Origin of the sequence: Nocardia flavorosea NBRC 108225, assembly GCF_001613385.1 — a bacterium.
In the GTDB taxonomy this organism is placed as follows: domain Bacteria; phylum Actinomycetota; class Actinomycetes; order Mycobacteriales; family Mycobacteriaceae; genus Nocardia; species Nocardia flavorosea.
This window is the reverse complement of sequence record NZ_BDCG01000042.1, coordinates 1-10,275: the sequence shown is the minus strand read 5'-3', so window position 1 is coordinate 10,275 and position 10,275 is coordinate 1. Positions and strand designations below refer to the sequence as shown.

The 10,275-nt window shown below is 66.3% G+C and carries 11 protein-coding genes; 10 read left to right on the top strand and 1 reads right to left on the bottom strand.

The genetic code is table 11. The features are described 5' to 3' along the window. Positions 1–907, bottom strand: a 907-nt coding sequence (locus NFL01S_RS33530; protein WP_062980353.1) for an oxidoreductase, incomplete at its 3' end; no start/stop codon positions are given. Positions 908–1,122: 215 nt separating this feature from the next. On the opposite strand from NFL01S_RS33530, the gene NFL01S_RS33525 reads away from it, so the two are divergent. The 10 genes from NFL01S_RS33525 to NFL01S_RS33480 form a co-directional block, all read left to right on the top strand. Next, complete coding sequence (locus NFL01S_RS33525) at positions 1,123–1,956, top strand: MlaE family ABC transporter permease (protein WP_062980350.1); 834 nt, start codon at positions 1,123–1,125, stop codon at positions 1,954–1,956. After that, a complete protein-coding gene (locus NFL01S_RS33520; RefSeq protein ID WP_062980349.1) occupies positions 1,956–2,819 on the top strand; it encodes an ABC transporter permease in 864 nt (287 codons plus the stop codon). Before NFL01S_RS33525 ends, NFL01S_RS33520 begins: the two co-directional genes overlap by 1 nt. A 5-nt stretch (positions 2,820–2,824) precedes the next feature. Further along, a complete protein-coding gene (locus NFL01S_RS33515) occupies positions 2,825–3,877 on the top strand; it encodes an MlaD family protein (protein WP_062980348.1) in 1,053 nt (350 codons plus the stop codon). Between the two features lie 5 nt (positions 3,878–3,882). Then, a complete protein-coding gene (locus NFL01S_RS33510; RefSeq protein ID WP_062980347.1) occupies positions 3,883–4,878 on the top strand; it encodes an MlaD family protein in 996 nt (331 codons plus the stop codon). Next, positions 4,875–5,867, top strand: a complete 993-nt coding sequence (locus NFL01S_RS33505; RefSeq protein WP_157117306.1) for an MlaD family protein — start codon at positions 4,875–4,877, stop codon at positions 5,865–5,867. Before NFL01S_RS33510 ends, NFL01S_RS33505 begins: the two co-directional genes overlap by 4 nt. Further along, on the top strand, positions 5,867–6,955 hold the full coding sequence (locus tag NFL01S_RS33500) for an MlaD family protein (RefSeq protein WP_063916137.1): 1,089 nt from the start codon (positions 5,867–5,869) through the stop codon (positions 6,953–6,955). Before NFL01S_RS33505 ends, NFL01S_RS33500 begins: the two co-directional genes overlap by 1 nt. Further along, positions 6,952–8,025 (top strand): MlaD family protein, encoded by a 1,074-nt coding sequence (locus NFL01S_RS33495; RefSeq protein ID WP_062980344.1) that lies wholly within the window; start codon positions 6,952–6,954, stop codon positions 8,023–8,025. Before NFL01S_RS33500 ends, NFL01S_RS33495 begins: the two co-directional genes overlap by 4 nt. Next, positions 8,022–8,972, top strand: coding sequence for an MlaD family protein (locus NFL01S_RS33490; RefSeq protein ID WP_063916134.1), 951 nt, complete (start codon positions 8,022–8,024; stop codon positions 8,970–8,972). Before NFL01S_RS33495 ends, NFL01S_RS33490 begins: the two co-directional genes overlap by 4 nt. Positions 8,973–8,987: 15 nt before the next feature. Beyond that, a complete protein-coding gene (locus NFL01S_RS33485) occupies positions 8,988–9,584 on the top strand; it encodes a hypothetical protein (RefSeq protein ID WP_245671003.1) in 597 nt (198 codons plus the stop codon). A gap of 84 nt (positions 9,585–9,668) precedes the next feature. Next, positions 9,669–10,275 (top strand): TetR/AcrR family transcriptional regulator (locus tag NFL01S_RS33480; protein ID WP_062980351.1); only part of this gene is annotated, 607 nt, incomplete at its 3' end.

The following is a 10,275-nucleotide window of genomic DNA, read 5'->3' as shown; positions in this document are numbered from 1 at the left end:
GGACACCCGTTTCGCGCTCGGAGACCTCCCACAGGGTGTCGATCGCCCGGTCGGTATGTATTCGGCGCAGGATGGGCCGGCTCACCGGTCGGCCCCTCCCGACCAGCAGCGGCGCGTACAACTCGCCACTCCGGGCCGCCGGGTCGGTGGCGGCGCGCAACTGCGGCAGTGCACCGGCTTTCGCGGACTGGCCGAGCGTCCCGGTCGCGTGATCGAGCAGGCGGGCTGTGAGCGCCGTTCCGGAATCCTGCACGGTGGCAGTCGTCAGGTTGGTTCTGGCCGCTCCCGGGTGTGCGACCAGGCTCGCGGCCCGCACCCCCGTCGAACCGAACAGGCGGTGCAATCCGAGCGCGAAATGAAAGTTCGCGAGCTTGGCCTGCCCATAGGCGCGCCATGGGTCGTACCGTCCGGTGAGATGCGGGTTGGCCTTGTCCAACTCCTGTCCCAGGTGGCGGGCCATACTGGTCACGGTCACCACGCGGGGGTCGGCGGCGCCCAGCAGATTCGGCAACAGCAGGCCGGTCAATGTCCAGTGGCCGAGGTGATCGACGCCGAGTTGTCGTTCGTAACCGTCGACGGTGCGGGCTTCGGAACCGGCCATGACGCCTGCGTTGTTGATCAGCAGGTCGAGGCGGGGGTGTCCGGCGGTGATCCTGCGGGCTGCTTCCCGAACGGAGGTCTGTACGCCCAGGTCCACGGAAATAATCTCGAGCGACGCTCCGGGGACTTCGGATTCGATCGACGCAACGGCTGCGCGGGCCGTGTGCTGGTTTCGGGCGGCCAGTACGATATGCGCCCCGCGTGCTGCCAGTTGCCGGGCGGTCTCCAGTCCCAGCCCACTGTTGGCGCCCGTCACGACCGCCACCCGGCCGCGTTGGTCGGGTATGTCTGCACTACTCCAGCTCATTGCTGCTCCTCGACTACCGGGTTCAGTATTGACATCGCCTGCTTCAACATGAATCATGCGATATTAGTTCGTGCGCTGCAGGGTACGGATTGTTCCGCGCGGGAAGGCGGTCGACGGCTGTCCCCCGTGCGTTGCGCCACGAAAAGCATTGCTATTCAGTCGATCGCAGAAACGGCCGGCTCGAACACCGTTGTTTCCGATCCAGGAGTTATCGAATGAGCCAGCCAGGTGCGCTCGCCGACGCGCGCGCCGCCCGCAACAATTACACGCAGGTCGTCGCCACCGGAATTCGGACGGTCGGCCGGTCCGTGGAATTGATTTGTGCGGTGGTGGCCGGCGCCGCGACGGATATCTTCCGCGGAAAGTTCCAATGGCGGGAAACTCTGCGTCAGAGCTGGTTTCTGGTAACTGTGACGGCCGTGCCGGCCATCTTGATGGCGGTTCCGTTCGGAATCATCGTCTCGATCCAGGTGGGAAATCTGATCCAGCAATTGGGAGCGGATGCGCTGCTCGGGGCCGCGGGTGGCCTGGGGGTGATCAAACAGGGAGCCCCGATGGCGACCGGCTTCTTGCTGGGTGGCGCCGGTGCCGCGGCCATCGCGGCCGATCTCGGTGCCCGGACCATCCGCGAGGAAATCGATGCCATGGTCACCTTGGGTGTGAGCCCGGTGCACCGGCTGATCATTCCCCGGGCGGTCGCGATGCTGCTGATCGCCCCGCTGCTCAACATTCTCATCACGGCGGTCGGAATCACCGCCGGCTACCTCGCCGCCATCGTTGGGCGGGGGGTCACGCCCGGTAGCTACTGGGCGACTTTCGGTTCGTTCGTCACGACCGCGGATATCTGGGTGTCGATGGGGAAGGCGATGGTTTTCGGATTTCTGGTCGTGATCGTGGCCTGTCAGCGCGGGCTCGAGGCGAAGGGCGGCCCGCGCGGGGTGGCCGACGGAGTCAATGCCGCGGTCGTACTGTCGGTGGCCTCGATCGTGCTGGCGAACCTGGTGATCACGCAGTTGCTCAGCCAGCTGATGCCGCAACGGATCGCCTGATGACAGCGAGTCGATACAGCCCGCGGGGATTCAGGCCGGTTTTCCGTATCCATCGCGAGGGCCGCCTGCTGCGACCGTTCGAGTCGATCGGGTTCGTTCTCGGTTTCTTCTGGCAGGTTCTTGCGGCCATACCGTTCACGCTGACCCACTACCGGTACCAGACGATCCGCGTGATCACCGATCTGACCTGGGGCCGGGGCGCTGTGTTCGTCGGCGGCGGAACGGTGCCGCTGCTCGCTGTGCTCGGTGTGGCGATGGGTGCGCTGATCGGGGTGGAATCCTTCACCACTCTGAATATGGTCGGCCTGGGACCGCTGACCGGGATCATCTCGTCGTACGCGAGTACACGAGAACTCGCCCCGATCGCGGCGGCGATCGGTTTCGCGGCGCAGGCAGGATGCCGGATGACCGCGGAGATCGGTGCCCAGCGTATCTCCGAGGAGATCGACGCAATCGAATCGATGGGGTTGCGTTCGATTCCGTTCATCGTCACCACGCGCGTCATCGCCGGGGCAGTCGCGCTCGTCCCGACATTTCTCATCACACTGATACTGAGTTATACGGCCTGCCGTCTGCTGATCACCACGATCCACGGCCAGTCCTCGGGCGTCTACGACCACTATTTCCTCCAGTTCGTCAGCGGCCCCGATATCCTCGCCGCCGTCGGCAAGACCTTGGTGTTCGGAGTTGTCGTCATCGTGATCCACTGCTATCAGGGGTATTACGCGGCCGGTGGCCCCGAAGGTGTCGGCGTGGCCTCCGGGCGGGCGGTACGTGCCAGTTTCGTGGCGATCATTGCCTTGAACATGCTGTTGAGTCTCGTTTTCTGGGGATTCGACGCTTCGATCAGCTTCACCGGGTGAGGACGATGCCCAGCTATGTGATGTCCGGGTCGACCATGACCAGAAAGAATTCCGTGCTCACCGGACTCGGGGCCACCGCGCTGGCTCTGGTGGTCCTCCTCGGCTGGCTCGGGGGGAACGCGGCGAGCACCGACGACCGGATGCGCATCACCGTGCGGACCGAGCACCTCGGCGACGGTATAGCCGACGGGACCCCTGTCCGGGTCCGGGGTTTCGAAATCGGCGAGATCGTCTCGATCGTCGCGGCCGGCGGAAACGGGCAGCAGCTCGAACTGGCCCTCGACAGATCACGGGTATTCGAACTGACCGACCGGTTGCAGATGAACTATGCCCCCGCGAACTTGTTCGGCATCACCGAGCTCGATCTGGTACCCGGCACCGGAGGAGCGCCACTGCGCGACGGCACGGTGGTGGATCTGACCGGTCCACGCGCCACCGATGTCTACGACGCGACGCTGAGCGCATTGCTGCGCAACCTTTCCGGCGTCGCCGGTGGTGCACTGACCCCACAACTCACGGATACGATGTACAGACTGTCGCGCGGACTCACCGCGTTCACCCCGTTGCTCCGCGCGATCGTCGCGCTCGCCGGCGTGGTCGCCGATGCCCAGAGGCTGCCGGCCTCGTTCCTCGCCGGTGAATTCGGCCGGGCTGCCGGCGGCGCCGGGGCCTTCGCTGCGGCCACCGTGGAAGTCTTCGATGTCATCCGATCGAATCGGCCCCTCCGCGAGGATCGGCCCCATTTCGATGCGACCGTCGACGCGATCGTGAATGATCTGCTGCCGGCCGCGGTCGCGCTGGGCAACACCGGCGAGCGCCATCTCACCGGGTACACCGAAATTCTGGTGCCGCTACTCGATTCCGCCGCGGCGATGGTCCCGCGGCCGGACCAGTCGTCCGCGGAACTGCGTGCGCTGCTGACCCGGCTCGACTCGGCGTTCGCCCCGGGACCCGACGGCCCGGTGCTGGGGGTGTCGACAACGCTGCACGGAGTGCCGGTGCTTGCGCAATCGGTGCTGGGTACCGCCATCGCGCAGGCCGGACAGGGGCCACGGTGACGGGGATGGCTCGAATAGTGCTCAAGCTCGTCCTGTTCGGTGTGGTGATCGCGGTGCTGCTGGCGGGCATCGTTACGGCCATCGAACGGCCGATCCAGGAGGACACCCACGAGTACGACGCGGTCTTCTCCGACGCCAGCGGTCTGAAACCGGGCGACGACGTGCGTATGTACGGTGTCGCGGTCGGGAAGGTCCGTTCCGTACGTCTGGACCGCAACCTCGCCCGGGTGCGGTTCGCCGCGATTGCCGGGCGGCCGGTTTTCGACAATTCGACACTGGCGATCCGGTACCAGAATCTCACCGGGCAGCGCTACCTCGACGTGCAGCAGCCGGAATCGCCGGGAACCCCGATCGAAGCCGGCGCTACGGTCGGGTTGGCGCATACGGTGCCGTCCTTCGACGTCACCGTGTTGTTCAACGGACTGCGGCCGGTGCTGGAGGAGTACTCGCCCGAATCGCTGAATCAGCTCACCCAGAACATGATCGCGGTGATCGAAGGCGACGGAACAGGAATCGGGCCGGCCCTGGATTCGATCGCGACACTGAGCCGGTACACCGCCGACCGGCAGGCAGTGATCTCGGTACTGATCCGCAATCTGTCCCAGATCTCCGAGCAACTCGGTGGTAAGTCCCCGCAGTCGGTGGTGCTGCTGACCCAGCTCGCGAATCTGTTCGACGAGCTGCAGCGCAAGGTGGAAGGCGTGGTCGATTTCGCCATGACCGCACCGGCAGTCATGGAGCCGCTGGACAGCCTGCTGGCGACCATCGGACTGACCCGGAATTCGAATCCCGACCTGGAGGCTCTGATGCGCCGTTCCTTCCCCGACGTGCGCACCGCGATCGATGTCCTCGACCGCTTACCGGGCGTGCTGCAGTCGTTGCAGTCGCAGCTGCCGGCGAACGCGTCGGAGGTGGCCTTGCGGTGTTCGCGGGGTGAAGCCGACCTGCCATCCCCGATCGGTGTATTGGTCGCCGGGCAGCGGGTGGTGGTGTGCCGGTGATCGGCGAATCGAATGACCACCGAGGCTCGCGCCGCCAGTTGTGGTTCGGATTGCTCGGTATCGGGGTGGTCGCCGTGGTGATCGGCGCGGCCGGATTGTTCGCGGTGCTGCCGATCGGCATGCGGACCTACTCCGCCCTGGTACCTGAAGCGCAGGGTATCGCGATCGGCGACGAGGTCCGGGTCGCGGGTCTACCCGTTGGGGAGGTGACCGCGCTGGATCTGGAACCCGACCACGTACGGATGAGTTTCCAGGTCGACGACGAGGTCTTCGTCGGACGCGACTCCAGTCTGCAGGTCCGGATGCTCACCGTGGTCGGCGGACACTACGTGGCGCTGACCTCCGCCGGTGCAGAACCACTGGGTGACGAGGCGATTCCGGCCGACCGGGTCCAGCTTCCCTACAGTCTCGCCCAGGTCTTCCAGGACGCCGTCGCGCCGGTGCGAGGTGTCGACGGCGACGCTTTACGGCAGAGTCTGACGCAGGCGGGAACGGCGCTCGAGGCAGCCCCGGACAGCGTCCGGCAGATGCTTGCCGGTGTCCAGAGTTTCGTCGAGGTTCTGGACCACCAGAACACCCAGATATCCCAGACTTTGGCATTGGTCGACGAGTACGCGGGCGCGCTGGAGCAGACAAAGGCCCAACTCGGACGGTTCGTCATCAGCGTGAACCAGCTCGAGACCGTCGTACTGGACAAGCAGGCGGAGATGCGGGCCGCGGGCGCGATGACCGTCAGCGTGGTGCAGCGGCTGGCCGGTGTGGAGGGGACCTATCAGGCCACGCTGAAACCTCTGATTCCCGGTCTGATGCAGTTCGGCTCGGAAGTGGAAGGGCTTGCCGAGCGGCTGGACGTCGCGCTCGCCGCGGTCCGGGATCTGCTCGCCAGAGCGACGGGGCTGTTGTCTGCCGGCGGCGTCACCGTCGATCACTCCGGATACGAGGTGGTCGCGCCGCAGTTGTGTGTGCCGGTGCCGGGGAAGGACTGCTGATGTTGCCACGAATACTGGGATCACGAGCTGTCCGCATCGTCACCGGTTGCCTATTGGTCGCGGCCCTGGCGGGTGGATACCTGTACTACACCGGCCCGGGGGAGCGTCGGACGGCATACTGCGCGCTGATGCCCGACGCCATCGGGTTGTACGAGAACAGCAAGGTGACGATACGGGGGATCGCCGTCGGGGTGGTACGCCGCATCGAGAGCCGCAGTGATGCCGTGCGGGTGGAGTTCACCGTCGCCGATGCCCACCGGCTGACCGGTGCCGTCTCCGCGACCACAGTCGCCGATAGTATCGTCGCCGATCGCGATCTCGCGGTCCTCGGCGAAAGCGGTGGCCGTGCCTGGGATCCCGGGCAGTGTATTACGCGGACACTGACGCCGAAGAGCTTGACCGAGACCATGGACAGTATGGCCCGGCTTTCCGGTCAGATGGTGGGCGGGACCGGTGGCGAGGGTCTGACCGCGGCGTTGCGGGCACTCGACACCGCCACTGCCGGCACCGGTGACCAGGTCGGCGCGATCGTGCAGAATCTCGGTGCGGCGCTGCACTCTCCCGACGTCGGTATCGCCCGGATCGGCCGGATCATCGACGCACTGTCGGTCTTGTCCGCGAGCGTGAATCGCGGGTGGACCGATATCGAATCCATGCTGACCCGGTTCCCGGCCACCTTCGAGGTCCTCGACAACCAGCTCTTCCCCATGGTGGTCGAACTGGGCGACGGTTTACGGAAGGTACTTCCGATGCTGAACGACCTGAGCATGCTCGCCGGCGGCCGGTTACTGCAGGCCCTCGATTCGGCCGTGCCGCTACTGCACTGGGTGGCGGCGAACGTCGGCGGGTTGCAGGAACTGCTGACCATGGTCCCCGCGGTCGCTTCCGGATTCCGGCAGACCACAGACCCCGAGACAGGTGCATTGTCGATCACCTATGCGCCCCCGAAAATCGCACTACCGCAGGCGGATGCGCAACATCTGTGCGCCGCCCTGAACGCACTGGGCCCAGGACTGTGCGTCGATTCCCAGGGAACGGCCCGAATCGATCTGGCCCAGCTCGTGCTGGGATCGGTGGCGGCGCGATGAGGCATCCCATACGCCACGTCGGCGTTGCCGTGCTCGTCGCGATCGCGCTCGTGACCGGGGGCTGCGCCTTCGACCCGGCCGATGTTCCGGTACCTGGCAGCGGTGTTCCCGGCCCCACCTATCGGATCCAGGTGCAGTTCACCGATGTGCTGAACCTTCCGATGCGGGCAAAGGTTTTCGCCAACGGAGCACAGGTCGGCACCGTATCCGGGGTTAGGGTGGTGGATCCCGCGGCTGGACAGCACCGTGGCGCCGGGTATGCCGTCGCCGATCTGGACATCCAGCAGGCCGTCCGGCTCCCGGAATCGGTGCGGGTCGAACTGCGCCAGCAGACGGTCCTCGGCGATGTGCACGTCGCCCTCATCAGCCCGCCCGGCAACGGCGGCGCGGTACTTGCCGACGGGGCGACTGTTCCGATGAACCGGACCAGCCCGGCCGGCCAGGTCGAGGACACGATGGCCGCCCTGGCGACCTTCGTCAACGGAGGCGCCATCGAGCAATTCCAGAACGTCGTCGATCAACTCGGCGCGGCACTGCCCGCCGACCCCGCGGAAACCGCACGCCGCGCGCGGGCTCTGGCAGTCAACGCGACCGATCTCGCCGCCAACCAGGACGATCTCGATACTCTCCTCGCCGGCCTCGCCGAAGCCGGCCGGACCGGTGCGGATTCCGCGCCCCTGTTGGCCGATGTCCTCGTGGACGGCGAGGTGCAGCAGTTGGTGGACGCGGTGTCGTCGTTGATCACCGCGCTCGGCCTGTTCGGCCGAATCGCCGAGATCAGCCGCGCGCTCACCTGGCTCGCCCCGGCCCTCCGGGCGGGCGATGCCGCCGCCAAAGCGTTCATGCCGCTGGTGTTCACCGCGCGGCCGTTCGATACAAGTGCGCCGTCGAACCTGAACCTTCTCGTCGGACTGCTCCGGGACAAGATCATTCCCTGGGTCCAGTACGGCATGAAGGCAAACGTCGCCTCGATCCGGCTCGCCGAGGGCGCCGCCGGTACCCCGCCACCGCCCGACGAACAGGTGGACCGCGTCGTCGCCACCCTGCGCATGATCGGCGCGATCCGATGACCCGCGGGATGTGGATATCGCTGGCGAGCATTGTCGCGATCCTGGTACTCGGCACCACCTATCTGACCCGGGAGGTCGCCGGGATCGAGGTGTTCACCGGGCATACCGGCGTCACGATGACACTGGCCCGGACCGCCGGCGTCGCGGTGGGGTCGCCGGTGCTGCTGCGCGGTATCGAGGTCGGGCGGGTGGACTCGATGTCCTATGGCCCGGGCGGGGTGGACCTGGGGCTCGAGATCGGCGAGGAACATAGCATTCCGGTGCACACCGCGGTGCGGATCGAGAACCTTTCGGCGCTCGGCGAACCGTATATCGACTTCCGGCCGGATACCGGCGCCGGGCCGTATCTCCGCGACGGCCAGCACATCGATGCCGAGGTGGTCGAACTTCCGGTCGCGTTGCCCGAGATGTCACGTTCGGTGGTGGATCTGCTCCATCAGCTCGATCCGGTCGTGCTCGCGTCCCTGACGAACACCCTCGATCGGTCGCTCGCCGGGACCGATCGAGTGGTGCCGGAGCTGAGTCGCTCGACCGAACTACTCGCCGCGACCCTGCTGAGCAGGTTGCCCGCGATGCGGCAGCTGTTGACCGATCTGCAGGATGTCGGGTCGGATATGGCGTGGGTGGAACCGTCGGCCCGGGCCTCGGCGCCGTTGTGGACGCTGTTCGCCCAGCGGTTCAGCGAAATCGTGGACTCGCTCGCCGGGATATCGAATGTCGGCGACACCCCCGCGATGTATCTCGAAGGCGACGGCCTGGTCCCGGTGCTCAGTGGCGTCACGGAATGGCTCGAGCGCGAAGGGCCGGGACTGGCCGAGCTGGCTCCGGTCCTGCGCCCGCTCGCTGCTCCGGCCGGGCCTTCGATGGATATCAGCGCCCTGATCACCCAGGCGCTCGGGTCCGTCGGTGCCGATGGGTCGGTGCACCTGCAGATCACTGTGCGATGAGTGGAGGAATCAACTGTGACAACGACCGAAAAGACCGAATCCGAGCGTGAATCGACCGGCCAGGAGCAGTCGATGATCACGCATCCGCGCGGCGCGATCATGCTCTCCCGGCGTGGACTGCTGGCCGGGTCGGCTGTTGCCGCCCTGGCGGCGGTGGCGATTGTCCTCGCGATCCTGCTGCTCGGTGCACGCGGTGAGCTGGCTCGCGAGCGGGCCGCCGCCGCCGACCGTAACCACGCCGAACAGATCGCCCGCGATTACTCGGTAGGGGCCGCCACGGTCGACTTCCAGAATCTGGACGCGTGGCTCGGCAAACTCAAAACCGGTACGGTACCGGATCTCTCGGCGAAGTTCGATTCCACCGCTCCCGCGCTGCGCGAAATCCTCGTTCCGCTCCGGTGGCAATCCTCGTCGACCCCGATCACCGCGAAAGTGACCTCCGAAGAGGACGGCCGATACACTGTCAACGCGTTCGTCACCGTCACCTCCACCAACGCCCAGAACAGCGAGCCCGTGCAAACCACAGTGACCTATACGGTGGTGGTCGACCGGAATGCGGACTGGAAGATCACCGATGTCGGCGGTCTGGACGGTGCGCTACCGGTCGGCTAGCTGCCCGGTTCGCCGGGGACCGGTGACCGGTCCCCGGCGAAATGGTGCAGTGTCCGGAAACGACCGAGTGAGATGATCGCGGATATGAACTCTCCCAAACTGTGGCGCGGCCAGACGCTACAGGACCGCTCCAGTGATCGGCGCGAGCAGATCCTGGCGGTGGGTGAACAGTTGCTGGGCTCCGGCGGCGTCGCCGCGGTGACGATGCGGGCGGTGACACGTCAGGCCAATCTCAGCCCGCGCTATTTCTACGAGACGTTCGACACCCGTGAAGACCTGGTGGTCGCCGTATACGACCGGGTGGAGATGGGGCTTTTCGAGCGCCTGCAAGACGTGCCGCTCGAGGCCGGGCTGCCCGCGGTGGTCCGCCACAGCTGCGAAATCTGCGCCGGCTACTTCGAAGAGGACCCCGGGCGGGCGCGAATACTGCTGCGCGAGCCGCTCGCGGACGACACATTGCGCCGGCACCGGGCCGACCGTGCGCCTGCCTTTCTCCGGATGCTCATCGCGGTGCTGGGGGCCGAGGCCGGGGCCATGGCACCGCGGACCGACGAGGATCTGGCGATCGCGGCGACGGCCCTCAGCGGTGCGCTGGTATCGCTCTACCTGGAATGGGTCGACGGTGACCTCGAGGCCGACCGTGACCGGATCATCGATGCGGCTGTCGATATCGTTTTCGCGCTGGTGAAAG

Coding starts and splice junctions, on each gene's coding strand:
- NFL01S_RS33515 (WP_062980348.1), top strand. CDS start 2,825: ATGCCCAGCTATGTGATGTCCGGGTCGACCATGACCAGAAAGAATTCC.
- NFL01S_RS33520 (WP_062980349.1), top strand. CDS start 1,956: ATGACAGCGAGTCGATACAGCCCGCGGGGATTCAGGCCGGTTTTCCGT.
- NFL01S_RS33510 (WP_062980347.1), top strand. CDS start 3,883: ATGGCTCGAATAGTGCTCAAGCTCGTCCTGTTCGGTGTGGTGATCGCG.
- NFL01S_RS33525 (WP_062980350.1), top strand. CDS start 1,123: ATGAGCCAGCCAGGTGCGCTCGCCGACGCGCGCGCCGCCCGCAACAAT.
- NFL01S_RS33490 (WP_063916134.1), top strand. CDS start 8,022: ATGACCCGCGGGATGTGGATATCGCTGGCGAGCATTGTCGCGATCCTG.
- NFL01S_RS33500 (WP_063916137.1), top strand. CDS start 5,867: ATGTTGCCACGAATACTGGGATCACGAGCTGTCCGCATCGTCACCGGT.
- NFL01S_RS33495 (WP_062980344.1), top strand. CDS start 6,952: ATGAGGCATCCCATACGCCACGTCGGCGTTGCCGTGCTCGTCGCGATC.